Source organism: Nocardioides sp. N13(2025) (assembly GCF_051912545.1).
GTDB lineage: Bacteria > Actinomycetota > Actinomycetes > Propionibacteriales > Nocardioidaceae > Nocardioides.
This window is the reverse complement of sequence record NZ_CP196809.1, coordinates 815,931-833,390: the sequence shown is the minus strand read 5'-3', so window position 1 is coordinate 833,390 and position 17,460 is coordinate 815,931. Positions and strand designations below refer to the sequence as shown.

Below are 17,460 nucleotides of genomic sequence, written 5' to 3'. Positions count from 1 at the left end.
GGTCGACCTCAGCCGGCGAGGCGTACGGCCTGCTCGATGAGCGAGCGCCCCTCCTCCATCAGGCGGGCCCACTTCACGGTGTTGCCGGCCTTCTGCGCCTCGTCGGCCTCGGTGAACTTCGCCTCGGCCCGGCGGAGCAGGTCGCGGATCTGGGCCTGGGTGCCTTCCGGCGCCGGGCTGGTCGGAGAGGGCGACGGCGACTCCGACGGCGAGGCGCTCGGCGACTCGGTCGGGCTCGGGGTCGGGGTGGTCGGCGTCTCCGGCGTGGTCGAGACTCCGCTCAGCGAGTCCTCGATGGCCTCGCGGAGCGTCTCGCCGATGCCGACGCGACCTTGGTAGGAGACCAGGACGAAGCGCAGGATCGGGTACGCCGACTCGTCGTCGCGCCGCGAGTAGAGCGGCTGGACGTACATGAACGTGTCGCCGATCGGCAGCGTGAGGAGGTTGCCGAAGACCGACTTGGCGTCACCCTGCGTGAAGCTCAGCAGCTCCTGGCGCACCGTCTCGTCCGTGCTCAGCGCGGCGGCGATCAGGCGGGGACCGTCGGTCCTCGTGTCGGGCAGCTCGAGCACGGAGATCTTCCCGTAGTCGTCGCTCGTCGCGTCGCTGTTGACGCTCATGAAGGCGGCCAGGTTGTCCTTCTCGCGCGGCACGTAGACGGAGGTCAGGGACCACGTCTCCGAGCCCTCCTCGCCGGTGAAGAGGCGGTAGGGCGGCTGGAGCCGGCTCGCGGCCTGCGGGTCCTTGGGCACCTCCCACCGCGTCGAGCCCTCGAACCAGTCGGCGGCCGAGGTCTCGTGGTAGCGCTGGAACTGGTAGCGCTGGGCCTTGAACAGGTCCTCGGGGTAGCGCAGGTGCGACTCGAGCTCGTCGGGGATCTCGTCGCGGGCCTTGATCAGCCCCGGGAAGACGTCGTCCCACGCCTCGAGGATCGGGTCGTCCTCCCACTTGTAGAGGGTGACGGTGCCGTCGTAGGCGTCGACGGTGGCCTTGACCGAGTTGCGCATGTAGTTGATCTCGTCGGTCGGCAGCGTCTGGAAGCCGTTGTTCTGCTGCTGCGAGTCGTCGGTCATCGTCTCGAGCGACTCACGCTGCGAGAGCGGGTACTTGTCGGTGACGGTGTAGCCGTCCAGCACCCACTTGATCTTGCCCTCGATCACGACCGGGTAGGGATCGGAGTCGACCGTCAGCCACGGCGCCACCTTCTCGACCATCGTGCGCGGGTTGCGGTCGTAGAGCACCTTGGAGTTGTCGGTCACCCGGCTGGAGAGCAGGAAGTTGAGCTCGCTGAACTTCACCGCGTAGAGCAGCTTGTGGAACAGGTTGCCGACCGGCACCCCGCCCAGGCCGTCGTACGTCGTCTCGGTGTTGGACTCGCTGCGCACGCCGCGCGGCAGGTCGAGCTCGACGTCCGGGCCACCGTCGTTCTTGCCGACGATGCTGTAGGACGGGCTCGTCTCGCCGAAGTAGACGCGGGGCTCGAAGCCGTCCGGGGACATGCTGCTCAGCGCGTCCTCGCTCTCCTCCTGGCCCTCGGCCCACTGCATGTTGAGCGACTGGCTGGAGTCGTCCTCGGGGCGCTGGTTGGCGTAGGCCGCGATGACGCCGTTGCCGTGGGTGTAGACGGTGTGCAGGTTCGACCAGTTGCGGTCGCTCTCGGCGATGCCGTCCTGGTCGAGCTCGCGCACGCCGAGGACGAGCGCGCGGTCGTTGCCGGCGATCTCGTAGCGGTCGACGTCGAGCACGTTGCTCACCGAGTAGTAGGCGCGCACCTGCTGCTGCTGCTCGAAGACCTCGCTCACGACCTTCGGGTCGACGAGCGGGACGGTGGAGGTGAGGCCGTCGAGGGCGTCGAGCCGGCCGTCGGCCGGGACCGGGCTGCCGCCCACCGCGCCGACCTCGACCTGGTCGAGCGCGTAGGCCTTGCGCGTGGCGTCGATGTTCTCCTTGATGTAGGGACCCTCGCGGTCCGGCACGTTGGGGTTCACCTGGATCGCCTGGACCACCGACGGCACGATCAGGCCGAGGATGATCGCGGACAGCGCGAAGAGCGCGACGCCGACCGACGGCAGCAGCCAGGTGCGGCGCCAGACGTTGGCGAGGAAGAGCACGGCGCACACCACTGCGATGCCGGCCAGGATCTCCTTGGCGGGCAGCACGGCCTTGTCGTCGGTGTAGCCCATGCCGGTGAAGATCGAGCCGGAGTCGGTGACCAGGTCGAAGCGGTCGAGCCAGTAGTCGACCGCCTTGGCCAGCACGAACAGCGCGAGCAGCGCCGAGACCTGGATCTGCGCGGCGCTGGTGAGCCGCTCACCCGGGCGGGCGGAGATGCGGATGCCGCCGAAGAGGTAGTTGATGAGCATCGTCGCCATCAGCCCGACGACGGCGAGCGCCATCACGTAGTCGACGACGTAGTGCCAGAAGGGCAGGTCGAAGACGTAGAACCCGACGTCCTTGCCGAAGTAGGGGTCGGTCGTGCCGAAGGCCTGGCTGTGTCGCCACATCGAGTAGTTGCGCCACTGCCCGGTGGCCGAGGCCCCCGCGAAGAGGCCCATGATCGCCGCGGCCACGCCGATGACCCAGCCCATCCGCGGGCCGAGCAGCTCGCGGTAGCGATCCATCCCGTCGTCCGGCATCCCCGGCATGCCGGGCCAGAGCACGGGGCGGAACCGGTACGCCATGGCCATCGTCAGCGCCACGGTGGCGGCCATCAGGCCGGCGAAGACGAGGAACAGTCCCACGCGGGTGAGCAGCAACGTGGTGAACACGCCGCTGTAGCCGACGGACGTGAACCACAGGCGCTCGGTCCAGAACGACGCGAAGCCGCTGAGCAGCATGAACGCCACGATCAGCACGATGACGGTGATGACCAGCGTGCCGGGCCGGCGCGAGGCCGACGCCGGGCGGGCGCCCTGGGGGCCGCCCGGTCCGCCAGGGCCACGGGGTCCGTCGGGCCCGTGGGGTCCGCTGGATCGGTCGAAGGGAGTGCTCATGCGGGCCCCTGCTCAAGGTCTTGGTGGTCGTGCAGCGTGGCGTGGAGGAGGTCGAGGAGCCCGGGCACGAGCCCGGTGCCGTTGACGACCGACTGCTCGTCGTCGTGGGCGCGCAGCCGGAGCGCGCAGTACGACGCCCCGGCACGGGTCACGCCGGCCACCATCCGGACCTCCTGGCGGTCCGGGTGCTCGCGGGCGAACAGCTCGGCGGCCGTCGGGTCGTCGGGGATCTCGTCGTCGACGCCCGGGGGCAGCACGAGGCGCTCGATGACGGCCGCGCACCCGGACACGCTGGGCGGCCACGCGATCGTCGGCAGGGCGTCCTCGAGGGTCTGGCCCGGCGGGAGCCCGTCCTGCTCGATCGGGGTGAACGACCCGTCCTCGCCGGGGCCGTCGATCTCCATGGCGGCCGCCAGGGCAGGCTCCTGGGCGACGAGCGCCGCGGTGTCGACGAGGGCGTAGAGCCGGGCCGGTTGGTCCCAGCCGTCGCGCGCGACGTGCGCCTCGATCTCCAGCACGGCCGCGGCCAGGGCCGGGTCCTCGGGGAGGTCGGCGCTCTCGGCCGGGTCGCCGTCGGTGGGCGGAGTGGTCGGCGGGGTGGTCATGAGGCAGTGTCCTCGCAGCTCGGGAGTCGGGCGTCGTGGTCGGCGACCCAGTCGGCGAGGGTCTCCACCGCGCCGTGCATCGTGGTGGCCTTGGCCAGGCGCATGTCGCCGGTCGCCACTCCCCCGATGCCGTCGCAGTTGTCGGCCGGCACGAGGAAGAGCTCGGCACCGGCGTCGCGGGCGGCGGCGATCTTCTGCTGGATGCCGCCGATGGGGCCCACCGCTCCGGCCGGGGTGATGGTGCCGGTGCCGGCGATGTCGGCGCCGTCGGTCATCGAGCCGGGGGTGAGGGTGTCGAAGATCGCCAGCGACATCATCAGCCCGGCGCTCGGACCGCCGATGTTGTCGGAGATGTTCACGTCCACGTCGTAGGGGAAGTCGAAGCCCACCCCGGGGGTGATGCCGACACGGAGGTCGTCGCCGACCTGCCGGGGGGTGATCTCGACGCTCACCCGCTTCCCAGCACGTCGTACGACGAACGGGATCGGCTGGCCCGCGGCAGCCTGGTCGACCGCGTCGACGACGTCCTGTGCCTCGGTGATGTCGGTGTCGCCGACCCGCAGCAGGACGTCGCGCACCTCGAGCTTGCCCTCCGCGGGCAGCCCGGGCGTCACGTCGAGCACCTCGACGATCGGGTCGATCTTCTCGCCGAGCTCGGTGAGGGCGGCCGCCACGGCGGTGTCCTGGGAGGAGACCATGGCCACCGACGACTCGCGGTCGCTGGACTCGTCGGTCTCGTCGGGGGCGTAGACCGAGGACCGCGGCCACACCGCGGCGTCGGGGTCGAAGTAGGCCCGCAGCAGCTCCGGCAGGGTGACGTCCTCCTCGGGCTGGCTGACGTAGACGGTCGTCATCCGGAGCTCGCCGTCGTCGTAGTAGGCCTCGTGGCCGGTGACCTGCACGGTCTCGTCACCGTTGCTCTTCGCGAGGATGTCGACGGTGGGTCCGGGGTAGTAGGTGACGTAGGGCAGTGGCACGAACGCGGCAGTCCCCCACAGCACGGCCAGCAGGCACAGCGCGAGCAACCCCGCCCTGGTCCGCTGACTCATGGGCGCAACTCTCTCAAACCCGCGCAACTGCGCGACAGCTAGGAGGCGCGACGGGTGCCGCCGCCCGACGGCCCCGACCCGTGGCTGGGCCGCACCGCGATGCCGGTGCTGCGGTCGCGGGCCGGAGCGGCCGTACGACGCGTGCCGGCGGGGAGGTCCTTGGCGAGCGCCCTGCCGAGCCTCTCGACGGCCACGTCGCGGTCGACCTCGCCGCGTCCGTCGCGGCTGATCCACGACACCCAGACCATCGCCACGACCGTCACGACGACGGCCGGCACGAGCCACAGCAGGATCTCCACGGTGCGAGCCTAGGCGCGCGCGAGGCCCGCGGGGCGCAGGCCCTACGGCGTGCCGACCCACTCCTCGGTCTGGTCGTCGAAGACCTGGTGCTTCCAGATCGGCACCTCGGCCTTGAGCGTGTCGATGAGGGCACGCGAGGCGGCGAAGGCGTCACCGCGATGGGCGGCAGTGGTCGCGACGACGACAGCCAGGTCGCCGATCTGCAGCGGGCCGACGCGGTGCACCGCGGCCACACCGCGTACGTCGTGCTCCGCGGCGACGCGGCGGCAGACGTCCTCCAGCCGGGCCAGCGCGGTCGGGTGCGCGGAGTAGTCCAGGGCGGCCACGCCCTTGCCGCCGTCGTGGTCGCGCACCTGGCCGACGAACAGGGTCAGCCCGCCGGCACCGTCGTCGCCGAGCGCGTCGAGCACCTCGGTCACGTCGAGGGGCGTGTCGCGGATGTCGACGAGGCGCACAGGGTCACTCACGAGCCCGAGTGTAGGCGTGGTCCAGAGCGGCGGGGGCGTGCCACCGCTGGGCGCGGTGAGTACCGTTGCTGCCATGAGTGACACCCCCGGCGGCCCCGGATCGTCCGGTCAGGGCCCCGACGACAACAACCCCTTCAAGGGCACGCCCTTCGAGCAGATCTTCTCCCAGATGGGCGGGTTCGGCGCGGGTGGCGGGATGCCCGACCTCAACGCGCTGATGTCGCAGATGCAGTCGCTGTTCGCGCCGCACGACGGCCCGGTCAACTGGGACACCGTGACCGACCTGGCGCGCCGCGCCGCCGCGCAGGAGCCGGACCCCACCGTCACGCCGGCCCAGTCGGCCGCCGTCGCCGACGCCGTACGCCTCGCCGACCACTGGCTCGACACGACCACCGAGTTCCCCTCGGGAGTGACCACCACCGCTGCCTGGTCGCGCGCGGAGTGGATCGTGGAGACCATCGACGTCTGGAAGGTGCTCGTCGAGCCCATCGCCGGCTCGGCCACCGCGGCCCTGGGCCAGGCGATGCCCGAGGAGATGCGCCAGCTCGCCGGCCCGCTCCTCGCGATGCTCGGCAAGGCCAGCGGCGCGATGGTCGCCAGCCAGGTCGGCGGCGGCCTGGGCGCCCTCGCCGGTGACGTGCTGAGCGCCTCCGACATCGGCCTCCCGCTCGGACCGATCGGCAAGGCGGCACTGCTGCCGACCAACGTCGAGGCCTTCGCCGCCGAGCTGCCCGACGTCACCGCCGACGACGTGCTGCTCTACCTCGCCCTGCGCGAGGCCGCCCACCAGCGGCTGTTCGCCGGGGTGCCGTGGCTGCGCGACCACCTGATCAGCGCGGTCGCCGAGTACGGCGCGGGCATGGACTTCGACACCTCCGGCATGGAGGCGAAGATGCGCGACATCGACCTCACCAACCCGGCCGCCATGCAGGACGCGATGGCCGGCGGGCTGTTCGACCCCGAGCCGTCCGCCGCGCAGAAGGCCGCCCTGGAGAAGCTCGAGGTCACCCTCGCGCTCGTGGAGGGCTGGGTCGACGAGGTCGTCGGCCAGGCCACCGCCGACCGGATGCCGGCTGCCGCCAAGCTGCAGGAGACCGTACGCCGTCGCCGTGCCGCCGGCGGCCCGGCCGAGCAGACCTTCGCCACCCTCGTCGGCCTCGAGCTGCGGCCCCGCCGCCTGCGCGACGCCTCCACGCTGTGGGGGTCGCTGCGCGCGCGCCAGGGCACCGAGGCCCGCGACGGCGTGTGGATGTCGCCCCGCCTGCTCCCCACCGCGGCGGACCTCGACGACCCGCTGGGCTTCCGTGAGGACTCGGTCGCACCGGAGCACCTCTCGGACGACGAGTTCGACGCCGGGCTGCGCGACCTGCTCGACGGCGGGTCCGACGAGCGACCCGCCGAGTGACCCTCCGTGACGGGCGCCGGGCGCCCTCCTCAGGACAGGCGGGCCTGCACGCCAGCGCGGTCGCGACCCTGACGATCTGGCCCGCGCCGTCGCCCGCCCAGGCCGAGCACCGCACCCGCTTCCTGGCCCACCTCGAGGCACACGAGGACGGACTGGCCAAGTCGTGCTTCCCCGAGCACCTCACAGCCGGGGCCATCGTGGTCTCCCCCGACGGCGACCGGGTGCTGCTCAACCACCACCGGAAGGCCGACGCCTGGCTGGCGTTCGGCGGCCACCTCGAGCCCGAGGACCACTCGCTCTCGGCGGGCGCGCGCCGCGAGCTGCTGGAGGAGTCCGGCCTGACCGAGTTCGAGCTCGACCACGACCCGCTGTGCCTGGACGCGCACGCGGTGGAGTTCTGCTCCGACCTCGGCACCGTGCAGCACCTCGACGTACGGTTCCTGGCCGTCGCCGATCCGGACGCCACCCATGGGGCCAGCGACGAGTCGATCGACGTCCGGTGGTGGCCGGTGGACGCGCTGCCGGCGACGTTCGACGACATGTACGCCCTCATCGACGCCGCCGTGGCACGGGTGCGCGCCCGCGCCTGAAGGCCGTCAGTCGACGTGGTCCTCGCCGCCGGGCGGCGGCTCGAGGCGGGCGGCGGTGGAGTAGCCCTCGAGGTATCCCTTGGCCTTCTCGGCCCGCGGGTAGCGGTCGACCCAGGCCCAGAACTCGGGCGTGTGGCCGGACTCCAGCAGGTGGGCCAGCTCGTGCACGAGGACGTAGTCGACGACCCAGCCCGGCATCTGCTGCAGCCGGTCGCTGAGCCGGATCGTGCGGTCGCCCGGGGTGCACGACCCCCAGCGAGCGCTCTGGTTGGTCACCCAGCGCACCGAGGCCGGGAGCGCGAGACCGCCGAGGTAGAGGTCGTTGAGCTTGGTGGCGCGGGCCACCAGGTCGTCGTCGGAGCGGAACTTGCGCCGCTCCTGGCGCTCGATGCGCGCGACCATGTCGGCCACCCACGTCGCCTCGTCGCGCTTGGACATCGTGGCCGGGATGAGCACCACGATCCGGTCGCCGTCGCGGTAGGCCGAGACCGTGCGCCTGCGGCGCCGCGAGCGACGCACCTCCACGTCGGGGGTGCCGGTCGGCGAGCTCATGCGCCGAACCTAGCCGCCACCACCCACAGCCACCCAGTGAACGCGCTGGTCACAGGCGCGCAGCGGCCCATTCGAGCAGCCGGTCGCGCTCCCACGTGTTGACGATCCGGTCCGGGTCGATGCCGGCCTCGGTCGCCCGGGCGGCACCGAAGTCGAGCATGTCGAGCTGGCCCGGCGCGTGGGCGTCGGAGTCGATCGAGAACAGGCAGCCGAGGTCGCGGGCGAGCTCCAGGAGCTGCGTCGGGGGGTCGCGGCGCTCGGGGCGGGAGTTGATCTCGACCGCGACGCCCTCCTCGGCGCAGGCGGCGAAGACGGCCTTCGCGTCGAACTGGCTCTGCGGGCGCATGCCGCGGTTGCCGGTGACGAGGCGGCCGGTGCAGTGCCCGAGCACGTTGGTGTGCGGGTTGCGCACGGCACCGACCATGCGGCGCGTCATCGACGCGGACTCCATCTTGAGCTTCGAGTGCACCGACGCGACGCGCACGTCGAGGCGCCCGAGCATCTCCGGGGTCTGGTCGAGCGAGCCGTCGTCGAGGATGTCGACCTCGATGCCCTTGAGCAGCGTGAACGCGCCGTCGAGGTGCTCGTTGACGGCGTCGACGACCCCCAGCTGGCGGGTGAGCCGCTCCGCGCTGAGGCCGTTGGCCACCCGCAAGCGCGGGCTGTGGTCGGTCAGCACCAGGTAGTCGTGGCCGAGCTCCATGGCCGTCATCGCCATCTCCTCCAGCGGGGAGCCGCCGTCGGACCAGTCGGAGTGCGAGTGCAGGTCACCACGGAGCCGCGCGCGAAGGTCCTCCCCGCCCGTCGCCAGCGGCCCGGCGGTCCTCTCCAGCGCGACCAGGCGGTCCGGTACGACGCCGCGGCAGGCGTCGGTGATGACGGCGGCGGTGCTCGGCCCGATCCCGCTGAGCTCGGTGAGCGTGCCCGCCTCCGCGCGGCGGCGTACCTCCTCCTCACCGAGCGGGAGGATCGTGCGCGCGGCGTTGCGGAAGGCCTCGATGCGGCGGCTCTCCTCGCGCTGGCGCTCCATCAGGAAGGCGATGCGGCGCAGCGTGGACACCGGCCCGCGGGCCCCCTCCGACGAGGACATGTCGTCCAACTTCTTCTCCTCCACAGCCCCGGTCGCGCACGAACCGCTGGTCACCCGCACAGTACGGCGCGTCGCCGGGCGTGTCGTCCCCAGCCCGCTCCCCACCGAGGCGCCCGTCCTCCACGGCGGTTCCTCGGCTCTCCCCACCTCATCCACAGGCCTGTCCACAGGCGTGGGCAGCACCCCGTTGACCGCGCGGCAGCCGCGCTCCTAGCGTTGCGCGCAGAAGGGCCCCACGGCTCCTCGACGTCAGCAGGGGAAGGCAGGCGTCGAAGGCTGCGGGGCCCCTTCTCATCTCCGGTCGACTGCGCGGTCAGTGCCCGCGGAACTCCGGCGTCCGCTTCTCCCTGGCGGCAGCGATGCCCTCCTGCAGGTCGGCGGTGGCCAGCGTCACCGGCTGCGCGAGCGCCTCCCACTGCAGCGCCGACTCGAAGTCGGCGTGGCCGCCGTCGGCCAGCGCGATCTTCGTCAGCCTCGCCGCGATCGGGGCCGTCGCGGCGATGCCGGCCGCCGTGGCCAGCACCTCGTCGAGGAACGCCGCCGGCTCGATCACCCGGGAGACCAGGCCCAGCCGCAGCGCCTCGTCGGCCTCCACCACCCGGCCGGTGAGCAGCAGGTCCCGGGCGTGCGCCGGACCCACGACGTCAGGCAGCAGCCAAGTGCCGGCCATCCCGGCGTGCATGCCGAGCTTGTTGAAGGGCAGACCCAGCTTGGCCCCGTCCGCGGCGTAGCGGATGTCGCACGCGAGCGCGAGGCACAGGCCGGCACCGATGGCGTGCCCGTTGACCGCGGCGATCGTCGGCACCTCGAGGCGCCGGATCGAGAGCCAGGCCCGGTAGAACGGCAGCATCCGCGAGCGCAGGTGGTCGACGCTGGCGTCCGGCTCGCTCGCGATCCACGACGTGTTGCCGCCCGAGCAGAAGGCACTGCCCTCGCCGGTGACCACCACCGCCCGCAGCGACGGGTCGGCAGCCAGCTCGTCGATCGCCGCCACCCACGACGCGGTCATCTCGTCGCTCATCGCGTTGCGCATGCCGGGGTTGTCGAGGGTCAGCAGCGCGACCCCCTCGGAGGGGCGCTCGAGGCGCAGGTGGACGAGGTCTGGAGAGGTCTCAGGCATGGCCCGAGGGTACTGATCGGGCTGAGCGTGGAATCACCCGGATTCACGCTCAGCGCGTGTGGTGCGTGAGCGTGGGCCACGCGTGGCGTAGGGTCGACGACGGAGCGCTGGCAACCGCCACTGCTCCCCGGCGGGCTTCCCCTACGACAACCCCGTCGCGACGACCAAGAAGAAACAAGCAAGGAGGCCGTCATGGCGGAGACCTGGAGCGGTGAGTTCTACTGCGTCAAGTGCAAGGAGAAGCGCGAGGCGGAGGGCGAGATCAAGGTCAACGACAAGGGCACCAAGATGGCCAAGGGCGTGTGCCCGGTCTGCGGTACCAACCTGAACCGCATCCTCGGCAAGGCGTGATCCTCACCCTGAGCTGATCGCAGCGGCGCCACCTCGGGGTGGCGCCGCTGTTGCATTTCCCCTGTGGAGGACCGGCCGCCGCCTCGTCGGTCGTGGCAGCGTCACCGTGGTGACCGCGCGCTCGTACGACGTCCCGCTCCGCGCCCAGCTCGACTGCCCCGCCGCGTGGCTCGAGCAGGTCGTCGCCGCCCTCGCCGTGGCCGGCATCGCGGTCGACGGCGCAGCCCCGGTGGGCATCGGCATCGCGCCCGGACGTCAGGTCTCGACCACCCTCGACGCCTGGAGCGTGGCCTCACTCCCCCACCTGCTCGTCGCGGCCTGGCCGTGGGCCATCGAGGTCGGACCGTGGGCGGCACCGGGCCTGGGCCCGTGCGCGCGGTGCGTGGAGGCCGCCGTCCTCGACGACGGACGCACGCTGCGAGCGACACCCCTCCCGGGCCCGCTGCTCGCGCTGGCGGCGGGCGCGGCGGCACGCGACCTCGGGGCCTGGCTCCGCGGCGACACGCCGCACACGTGGCTCAGCTCCTGGCGCTTCGACCACGAGCCGCTGCCGCGCGAGCGCCGATGGCAGCGACACCCCTACTGCGGTTGCGGCTGGTTCGACACCGCCTGAGGTGCCGCTCCGGTCACCACCACTCGCTGTCGAGCTTGCTCTCCATCGCGCGCAGGTGCGTGCGCGAGCAGGTGTCGCAGTACGCCCGGCGCCGGCCGTTCTCGACGGCCGTGGTCCAGGTCAGGGTCTCGGACTCCGGCGCCTGGGTGCCGCAGAAGGCGCACGTGACGATCTCGCTCACCCCTCGAGGCTACCCCCGGGCGGAGGCGTCGACAGCCGGGAAATCCAGCGAGCCGGTACGTCGTCACCGTGACGACGTACCGGCTCGTGGTGTGCTCACCCGCGATCAGGGCGAGAGCAATCCCGAGGTCGGGACCCTTCTCAGATCGCGCGAGCGAGGGCGAGACGCGCCTGCTGCGCGGCCTGCTCGGCCTTGCGGCTCATCCGACGGGCCATCGCGAGGTGGTGGCCGCGTCGCATTTCGTGCGCCTCTCCCAGGCGCGCGGACATTTGCGCGCGTGCGAGTTCTTCATGCATGAGATTCATGTCGGTGCTTCCGTTTCGGTAGGTCTTCATTGAGGTGTGTTCCTGTATTTCCTGGGAGGAGTTGGTCGCGGTGGCGCCTGCGCGGCGGCCCCGTCCTGCTGGCTGTCCGACTAGGCGACCTGGACGGTCTGGTCGGACTTGCGGGGCCGGCCTCGCGGCCGCTTGCGCGGGATCACCACGCCCTGGAGGAAGAGCTCGCCTCCCCAGACGCCCCACGGCTCACGCCGCTCGAGGGCTCCGTCGAGGCACAGCGCCTGCACGGGGCAGTCGGTGCAGAGGGCCTTGGCGTGCTCCACGTCCGCGGGGGACTCGGCAAACCACAGCTCTGCGTCGTTGACGCGGCAGGGCAGCAACTCCTCATCCACTCCGGCAGCTGCGTCGTGCAGGGCACCCAGCGGGGCCTGGGGTTCCAGCTGGACTGCATCGGCAGCTCGGTTGCGGTCGAGAACGCTGATGGTCATGTGTTCACCTCCTCCTCGTTGACCTGATCGCGGGTGGGTTGGATCGATGGGACAAACAGAAAGGCCGCGGATCCCGGTGTGGGTTCCGCGGCCTGGAGGCTGCCGATGCGAGGTGTGAGACCTACGTCGACGGACTCCAGGCAGGTGAACCCGGGAAATCGCCCTTGATGCGAACGATGGCGGCGTCGCCCTGGACAGCCACCACTGCAGCGCCGAAGGCACGCGTGTGCGCGCAGGGGCGGCCGAGGATGGACATGCCGAAGGACGGCGTCCAAGCCGTCATCGTCTTCGTGTAGTTCTCCATGGGGGCCACCTCCTTCGGGGCATCGGGCGCAGATCCTTGTCAGGGATCCCATGCGCGGGTCGTCGTGAGAGGAACGCTAAACCCTGACTCCCGTCAGGGGCAAACGATTTTATGGGTATTACCGAGAATTTTCTTCGAATGTGTCCCGGGGACGCCTGAGGGCGCTCGAATAGCGCGTCGGGCCGGGGTCTCAGGCGGTCTGGGCCACCAGCGCCAGCACCTCGTCGCCGTACTTGATCAGCTTGCTCGGGCCGACACCGCTGATCGCGCGCAGGCCCTTCTGGTCGGCCGGGGCATGCTCGGCGATCAGCTGGAGGGTGGCGTCGGTGAAGATCACGAACGCGGGCACGCTGTCCTGCGAGGCGCGGGCCAGGCGCCACTCGCGCAACCGCTCGAAGAGCGCCTCGTCGTAGGACGCCGGGCAGTCGGCGCACCGGCCGGTCTTCTTCTCCCGGGCGTTGGACAGCGCGCGCCCGCACTCACGGCAGTGCAGCGCGGCGCGGTTGCGCTTCGAGCGCTCGCGCCGCTGCCCCGCCATGCCGGGCACCCCGTCGAGCAGGGGCGCGAGGAACGGCGAGCTGCCGCGGTTGGCCCGGCCGCCGGGCTCGCGCGCGGTCGCCCAGGACACGGTGAGCTCGTCGCGGGCGCGGGTCATGGCGACGTAGAGCAGGCGTCGCTCCTCCTCGATCTCGGCCGGGGTCTGCGCCTGGGAGATCGGCATCATCTTCTCGTGCATGCCGGCCACGAAGACGGCGTCCCACTCCAGGCCCTTGGCCGAGTGGATGGTGGCGAGGGTGACCGCGTCGGCGACCGGGGCGTGCTGCTCGCCGGCGCGGCGGTCGAGGTCGTCGACGAAGTCACCGAGGGAGGCCTCGGGACGCTCGCGGCCGAAGTCGGCGGCCAGGTCGACGAGCGCCTGCAGGGACTCCCATCGGTTGCGGACCTCTCCCCTGCCCTCCGGCGGCTGCGTGGAGTGGCCCATCTGGGACAGCACGGCCAGGACGGAGTCGGGCACCGACCCCTCGGCCCCGCCCCCGCGCGCGGTGCCCCGGACGAGGGTGATGGCCTGCCGCACCTCGGGCCGGTCGAAGAAGCGCGCGGCACCGCGTACGACGTAGGGGATGCCGCGGGCGGCCAGGGCCTCCTCGAATCGCTCGGACTGCGCGTTGATCCGCAGCAGCACCGCCATGCGGCTGGCCGGGGTGCCCTGCGCGCGCAGGGCGGCCAGCCGGTCGGCGACGGCGTCGGCCTCGGCCACCTCGTCCGTGGCCTCCCGGAAGCCGATCTTCGCCCCCGACGGGCGCTGGGCGACCAGGTCCACCCCCTTGCTGGGCGTGCCGGCGAGGAGCTGGTTGGCGGCCGCGACGACCTCGGGGGTGGAGCGGTAGTTGCGGACGAGCTCGACGCTCGTGGCCGAGGGGAAGGCTTTCGTGAACTCGCGCAGGTAGCGGGCGTCGGCACCGGCGAAGGAGTAGATCGTCTGGGCCGGGTCGCCCACCACGCACAGCTCGTCGCGCCCGCCGAGCCACAGGTCGAGCAGCGCGTGCTGGAGCGGCGAGACGTCCTGGAACTCGTCGACGACGAACCACTTGTACTGCCGTCGCACCTGGGCGGCCACCGCCTCGTTGTCGGCCAGCAGGCCGGCAGCGAAGAGCAGCACGTCCTCCATGTCCATCCGGCCCTGGCCGCGCTTGACCTCCTCGTAGGCGTCGAAGGCGCGGGCGACCACCTCGGGCTCGAGCCCGGAGACGGCGCGCCCCCGCGAGCGGGCGACCACGGGGTAGGAGTCGGGGCCCACGTTGGACACCTTGGCCCACTCGATCTCGCTGGCGAGGTCGCGCAAGGTCGCCTGGTCGACGCCGAGCCGCTGGCGCCGCGCGGCGAGCGCGATCATGGCGAGCTTGGACTCGACGAGCTCGGGGAGGTCGCGGTTGTGCACCCGCGGCCAGAAGAACCTCAGCTGCCGCAGCGCGGCGGAGTGGAACGTACGCGCCTGCACACCGGGTGCGCCCAGCGCGCGCAGCCGCTCGCGCATCTCGCCCGCGGCGCGGGTCGTGAACGACAGGGCGAGCACCTCGGTGGGCGCGTAGAGGCCGGTGGCGACGCCGTGGGCGATGCGGTGGGTGACCGCCCGGGTCTTGCCCGTCCCGGCTCCCGCGAGCACCCGGACCGGACCGCGCAGCGCCTCGGCGACCTGGCGCTGCTCGGGATCGAGCGCTTCGAGCAACGGAACAACTCCTGCGAGGTCGTGGTTGAGGGGGGTGATCGCCACCCGTTTCACCAGACTAGACGCCGGAGGGGACACTCCATCCCATGACCTTCACGATGTTCACCACGCCCTGGTGCGGATACTGCCACCGCCTCAAGAGCCAGCTCGACCGCGAGGGCATCACCTTCTCCCTCGTCGACATCGAGCAGCAGCCGGACGCCGCGTTCACCGTGGAGCAGGCCAACGGGGGCAACCAGACCGTCCCCACGCTCCTCTTCTCCGACGGCAGCACCCTGACCAACCCCTCCGTGGTGCAGGTCAAGGACAAGCTCGCCGCCCTGGCGTGAGGTTTTCGTGAGGCTGGCGATGAACGTCGTCCCCTGCCGGGGTTAGCCTGCTGTCGTGTCCCTGCTGAACTCGATCGACCGTGACCACGTCCTCACCGCGATGGAGACCTGGGACGCCGCGGGCGGAGCGAACTACATGCTCGTGCGCGGCGGGGTCTCCACCCACGTCCTGCTGCACCACGGCCGGGAGTACGACGCCGCCGCCATCGCCGGCATCGCCCACGGCCTGGCCACCGGGCGGACCCTCACACCGGCCGACATCCCGGGCGGCTCGGCCGGCGCGAGCAAGGCCCTGACGCGCCTCGGCTTCGACATCCGCGACGACTCACCGCCGACCACCCGGGTGCCGGGCACGCGCTCCAGCGCCCCGCGTACGCGCTCGACGACGACGCGCAGCACCGGGACCCCCAGGCCCACGCGGGTCGCGGCCAGCGACAAGCCGGACAACCTGTGCCCCCGCTGCTTCATCGCCGTGCCCGCGACGGGCATCTGCGACAACTGCGACTGACCACACGGCTGCCGCTCAGCCCCAGCCGGGGCCCTCGAGCGGACGGCCGAACCAGCTCTCGATGAGCGAGGACGAGATCGAGATGCCGCGCGGGACGAACATCTCCCCGGAGCGTACGGCGGCCTCGAACTCGGCGCGGGTCCACCACCGCGCCTCCTCGATCTCGGCGCCGTCGACGTCGATCCCCGTGCTCGCGGCGCGTCCGGTGAAGCCCAGCATCAGGCTCGCGGGCAGCGGCCACGGCTGGCTGCCGAAGTAGCGCACCTCGCCGACGCGCACGCCGACCTCCTCGTGCACCTCACGGCGTACGGCGTCCTCCAGCGTCTCCCCCGGCTCGCAGAAGCCGGCGAGCGTCGACCAGCGGCCGGCGGGCCAGGCCGTGTTGCGGCCCAGGAGGATCGCCTCGTCGTCGCCCTCGCCGTGGGTGATCGCCATGATCACGGCCGGGTCGGTCCGCGGGAACTGGGCGCGGTCGCACTGCGTGCACCGCAGCTCGTGGCCGGCAGCCCGGCTCACGAGCGCGCCGCCGCAGCGCGGGCAGAACCAGGTCGCGTGGTGCCACTCGGCGAGCCCGATCGCGTGCATCAGCAGCGGCGCCTGGTCGGGAGCGCGCTCGGCCAGCAGGCCCAGCACCGAGCGCAGGGGCACCCACTCCTCCGGGGCACCGGGCGCGCTGTCGGGTGACACGATGACCGCCACGTGCACCACGCCTTCCCGGTCACCGAGCAGCACGAGGGTGCCCTCGGGCGCCTGGTCGGGCGAGACCCACTGGACCTCCCCGTCGACCGGCCGGAGGCGGTTGCCGGACACGACGAGCACCCGCGTCTGTGGCTCGGCCATCCGCGCGGCCAGCCACTCCTCGTCGGTGCGCTGCAGGCCCAGCCGGTTGTGCGCGTGGGCCGAGAGGGCGGTGTGCGGGAGGGGGCCGCGGTGGGTGCTGTCGCTCACGCTCGCCACGCTAGTCGGTAGCGTGCGCGCGGTGAGCACGCACATCGGCGCCCAGCCCGGCGACATCGCCCCCACCGTCCTGCTTCCCGGCGACCCGCTGCGGGCGAAGTGGATCGCGGAGACGTTCCTCGACGACGCACGCTGCTACAGCGAGGTCCGCGGGATGTACGGCTTCACCGGCAGCTGGCGCGGCCAGCCGGTCTCGGTCCAGGGGTCCGGCATGGGCCAGCCGTCGATGGCGATCTACGTCAACGAGATGTTCCGCGAGTACGACGTGCAGACGGTCGTCCGCGTCGGCTCGTGCGGCGGGCTGAGGGAGGAGGTGGCGGTCCGCGACATCGTGCTCGCCTCGGGCGCGAGCACCGACTCCGCGATGAACCGCATCACCTTCGAGGGCCTCGACTACGCCCCCGTCGCCGACTTCGGCCTGCTGCGGGCGGCGTACGACGCAGCGCAGGGGCTCGCCGGCGACGCGCGCGTGCACGTCGGCCCGATCTACTCGGCCGACTCCTCGTTCTTCGCCTCCCGCCCCGAGCTGATCTCGCGCATGGCGGACTACGGCGTGCTCGCCGTGGAGATGGAGGCCAGCGCGCTCTACACGATCGCCGCGCACCTCGGACGGCGCGCACTGGCGATCTGCACCGTCTCCGACCACATCATCACCGGCGAGGAGACCACCTCCGCCGAGCGCGAGCAGACCTTCGGCGACATGATCGAGATCGCCCTCACCGCCGCTCTGGGGTGAGCGGGGGGCCGCTTGGCTCCCTGGCGGCATACGACATCTCCGCCGGCCGCCCTGGCGGCATACGACACCTCCGCCCGCCACCCTGGCGGCATACGACACCTCCGCCGGCCACCCTGGCGGCATACGACACCTCCGCGCGCCACCCTGGCGGCACACGACATCAAAAGGCGTCCCTCGCACGTCGTATGCCGCCACCCACGACGACCAGCACGTCGTATGCCGCCACCCACAAGGGATGCTCGCCACCCTGGCGGCATACGACACCTCCGCCGGCCACCCTGGCGGCATACGACATCAAAAGGCGTCCCTCGCACGTC

20 protein-coding genes are annotated in these 17,460 nt (G+C 72.0%); 7 read left to right on the top strand and 13 right to left on the bottom strand.

Going from position 1 to position 17,460, the window contains the following annotated elements:
• Positions 1 to 8: 8 nt before the first annotated feature.
• Genes ACS3YM_RS04000 through ACS3YM_RS03980 form a run of 5 tightly spaced genes read right to left on the bottom strand, consistent with a single transcriptional unit; the run spans position 9 to position 5,414 of the window.
• Positions 9 to 2,993 carry a UPF0182 family membrane protein gene (locus ACS3YM_RS04000; RefSeq protein ID WP_439938784.1) on the bottom strand — a complete coding sequence of 995 codons (2,985 nt, stop codon included), beginning with the start codon at positions 2,991 to 2,993 and terminating at the stop codon, positions 9 to 11.
• Positions 2,990 to 3,598, bottom strand: a complete 609-nt coding sequence (locus ACS3YM_RS03995; RefSeq protein ID WP_439938783.1) for a PPA1309 family protein — start codon at positions 3,596 to 3,598, stop codon at positions 2,990 to 2,992. The genes ACS3YM_RS04000 and ACS3YM_RS03995 overlap by 4 nt, the downstream gene beginning before the upstream one ends.
• Positions 3,595 to 4,647, bottom strand: coding sequence for a YlbL family protein (locus tag ACS3YM_RS03990; RefSeq protein WP_439938782.1), 1,053 nt, complete (start codon positions 4,645 to 4,647; stop codon positions 3,595 to 3,597). The genes ACS3YM_RS03995 and ACS3YM_RS03990 overlap by 4 nt, the downstream gene beginning before the upstream one ends.
• A 38-nt stretch (positions 4,648 to 4,685) precedes the next feature.
• A complete protein-coding gene (locus ACS3YM_RS03985) occupies positions 4,686 to 4,946 on the bottom strand; it encodes a hypothetical protein (protein ID WP_439938781.1) in 261 nt (86 codons plus the stop codon).
• A gap of 42 nt (positions 4,947 to 4,988) precedes the next feature.
• Positions 4,989 to 5,414 carry a molybdenum cofactor biosynthesis protein MoaE gene (locus ACS3YM_RS03980; RefSeq protein ID WP_439938780.1) on the bottom strand — a complete coding sequence of 142 codons (426 nt, stop codon included), beginning with the start codon at positions 5,412 to 5,414 and terminating at the stop codon, positions 4,989 to 4,991.
• Positions 5,415 to 5,487: 73 nt separating this feature from the next.
• Here ACS3YM_RS03980 and ACS3YM_RS03975 point away from each other — a divergent pair, with 73 nt between their 5' ends.
• Together ACS3YM_RS03975 and ACS3YM_RS03970 are read left to right on the top strand one after the other, a co-directional pair.
• A complete protein-coding gene (locus ACS3YM_RS03975; protein WP_439938779.1) occupies positions 5,488 to 6,819 on the top strand; it encodes a zinc-dependent metalloprotease in 1,332 nt (443 codons plus the stop codon).
• Complete coding sequence (locus ACS3YM_RS03970; protein WP_439938778.1) at positions 6,816 to 7,409, top strand: NUDIX hydrolase; 594 nt, start codon at positions 6,816 to 6,818, stop codon at positions 7,407 to 7,409. Before ACS3YM_RS03975 ends, ACS3YM_RS03970 begins: the two co-directional genes overlap by 4 nt.
• 6 nt (positions 7,410 to 7,415) lie before the next feature.
• On the opposite strand, the gene ACS3YM_RS03965 is transcribed toward ACS3YM_RS03970, so the two are convergent.
• The 3 genes from ACS3YM_RS03965 to ACS3YM_RS03955 form a co-directional block, all read right to left on the bottom strand.
• Positions 7,416 to 7,961, bottom strand: a complete 546-nt coding sequence (locus tag ACS3YM_RS03965; protein WP_439938777.1) for a M48 metallopeptidase family protein — start codon at positions 7,959 to 7,961, stop codon at positions 7,416 to 7,418.
• Positions 7,962 to 8,010: 49 nt separating this feature from the next.
• Positions 8,011 to 9,051, bottom strand: coding sequence for a PHP domain-containing protein (locus ACS3YM_RS03960; RefSeq protein WP_439939829.1), 1,041 nt, complete (start codon positions 9,049 to 9,051; stop codon positions 8,011 to 8,013).
• 313 nt (positions 9,052 to 9,364) lie between these two features.
• Entirely contained in the window at positions 9,365 to 10,171 is an 807-nt protein-coding gene (locus tag ACS3YM_RS03955; protein WP_439938776.1) for an enoyl-CoA hydratase/isomerase family protein, read from the bottom strand.
• A 192-nt stretch (positions 10,172 to 10,363) separates the two neighbouring features.
• Between ACS3YM_RS03955 and ACS3YM_RS03950 the strand changes: the two genes are divergently transcribed.
• Both ACS3YM_RS03950 and ACS3YM_RS03945 read left to right on the top strand, forming a co-directional pair.
• Positions 10,364 to 10,522, top strand: coding sequence for a DUF5679 domain-containing protein (locus tag ACS3YM_RS03950; RefSeq protein ID WP_090969683.1), 159 nt, complete (start codon positions 10,364 to 10,366; stop codon positions 10,520 to 10,522).
• Between the two features lie 109 nt (positions 10,523 to 10,631).
• Complete coding sequence (locus ACS3YM_RS03945; RefSeq protein WP_439938775.1) at positions 10,632 to 11,135, top strand: hypothetical protein; 504 nt, start codon at positions 10,632 to 10,634, stop codon at positions 11,133 to 11,135.
• A gap of 13 nt (positions 11,136 to 11,148) precedes the next feature.
• Here the strand turns inward: ACS3YM_RS03945 and ACS3YM_RS03940 are convergent, their stop codons facing one another.
• The 4 genes from ACS3YM_RS03940 to ACS3YM_RS03925 all read right to left on the bottom strand — a co-directional run bounded on the left by ACS3YM_RS03940 (position 11,149) and on the right by ACS3YM_RS03925 (position 14,658).
• Positions 11,149 to 11,316: a hypothetical protein gene (locus ACS3YM_RS03940; protein ID WP_439938774.1), complete on the bottom strand. Its 168-nt coding sequence runs from the start codon at positions 11,314 to 11,316 to the stop codon at positions 11,149 to 11,151.
• Between the two features lie 415 nt (positions 11,317 to 11,731).
• A complete protein-coding gene (locus ACS3YM_RS03935; protein ID WP_439938773.1) occupies positions 11,732 to 12,082 on the bottom strand; it encodes a WhiB family transcriptional regulator in 351 nt (116 codons plus the stop codon).
• 121 nt (positions 12,083 to 12,203) lie between these two features.
• The gene (locus ACS3YM_RS03930) at positions 12,204 to 12,386 is read right to left on the bottom strand and encodes a hypothetical protein (protein ID WP_439938772.1); all 183 of its coding nucleotides are present in this window, start codon (positions 12,384 to 12,386) and stop codon (positions 12,204 to 12,206) included.
• A 190-nt stretch (positions 12,387 to 12,576) separates the two neighbouring features.
• Positions 12,577 to 14,658 carry an ATP-dependent DNA helicase UvrD2 gene (locus ACS3YM_RS03925; protein WP_439938771.1) on the bottom strand — a complete coding sequence of 694 codons (2,082 nt, stop codon included), beginning with the start codon at positions 14,656 to 14,658 and terminating at the stop codon, positions 12,577 to 12,579.
• A gap of 41 nt (positions 14,659 to 14,699) precedes the next feature.
• On the opposite strand from ACS3YM_RS03925, the gene ACS3YM_RS03920 reads away from it, so the two are divergent.
• Together ACS3YM_RS03920 and ACS3YM_RS03915 are read left to right on the top strand one after the other, a co-directional pair.
• Positions 14,700 to 14,942, top strand: a complete 243-nt coding sequence (locus ACS3YM_RS03920; RefSeq protein WP_439938770.1) for a mycoredoxin — start codon at positions 14,700 to 14,702, stop codon at positions 14,940 to 14,942.
• Positions 14,943 to 14,997: 55 nt separating this feature from the next.
• Complete coding sequence (locus tag ACS3YM_RS03915) at positions 14,998 to 15,450, top strand: hypothetical protein (protein WP_439938769.1); 453 nt, start codon at positions 14,998 to 15,000, stop codon at positions 15,448 to 15,450.
• 15 nt (positions 15,451 to 15,465) lie between these two features.
• Here ACS3YM_RS03915 and nudC read toward each other — a convergent pair whose 3' ends face one another.
• Positions 15,466 to 16,398: an NAD(+) diphosphatase gene (gene nudC / locus ACS3YM_RS03910; protein ID WP_439938768.1), complete on the bottom strand. Its 933-nt coding sequence runs from the start codon at positions 16,396 to 16,398 to the stop codon at positions 15,466 to 15,468.
• 31 nt (positions 16,399 to 16,429) lie between these two features.
• Between nudC and deoD the strand changes: the two genes are divergently transcribed.
• Entirely contained in the window at positions 16,430 to 17,143 is a 714-nt protein-coding gene (gene deoD / locus ACS3YM_RS03905) for a purine-nucleoside phosphorylase (protein ID WP_439938767.1), read from the top strand.
• The last annotated feature ends 317 nt before the right edge of the window (positions 17,144 to 17,460 follow it).

Excerpts from the sequence above, each read along its gene's own strand:
- ACS3YM_RS04000 (WP_439938784.1), bottom strand. The coding sequence starts at position 2,993 with ATGAGCACTCCCTTCGACCGATCCAGCGGACCCCACGGGCCCGACGGA.
- ACS3YM_RS03965 (WP_439938777.1), bottom strand. The coding sequence starts at position 7,961 with ATGAGCTCGCCGACCGGCACCCCCGACGTGGAGGTGCGTCGCTCGCGG.
- ACS3YM_RS03990 (WP_439938782.1), bottom strand. The coding sequence starts at position 4,647 with ATGAGTCAGCGGACCAGGGCGGGGTTGCTCGCGCTGTGCCTGCTGGCC.
- ACS3YM_RS03995 (WP_439938783.1), bottom strand. The coding sequence starts at position 3,598 with ATGACCACCCCGCCGACCACTCCGCCCACCGACGGCGACCCGGCCGAG.
- ACS3YM_RS03960 (WP_439939829.1), bottom strand. The coding sequence starts at position 9,051 with ATGTCCTCGTCGGAGGGGGCCCGCGGGCCGGTGTCCACGCTGCGCCGC.
- ACS3YM_RS03935 (WP_439938773.1), bottom strand. The coding sequence starts at position 12,082 with ATGACCATCAGCGTTCTCGACCGCAACCGAGCTGCCGATGCAGTCCAG.
- ACS3YM_RS03950 (WP_090969683.1), top strand. The coding sequence starts at position 10,364 with ATGGCGGAGACCTGGAGCGGTGAGTTCTACTGCGTCAAGTGCAAGGAG.
- ACS3YM_RS03975 (WP_439938779.1), top strand. The coding sequence starts at position 5,488 with ATGAGTGACACCCCCGGCGGCCCCGGATCGTCCGGTCAGGGCCCCGAC.
- ACS3YM_RS03955 (WP_439938776.1), bottom strand. The coding sequence starts at position 10,171 with ATGCCTGAGACCTCTCCAGACCTCGTCCACCTGCGCCTCGAGCGCCCC.
- ACS3YM_RS03930 (WP_439938772.1), bottom strand. The coding sequence starts at position 12,386 with ATGGAGAACTACACGAAGACGATGACGGCTTGGACGCCGTCCTTCGGC.
- ACS3YM_RS03920 (WP_439938770.1), top strand. The coding sequence starts at position 14,700 with ATGACCTTCACGATGTTCACCACGCCCTGGTGCGGATACTGCCACCGC.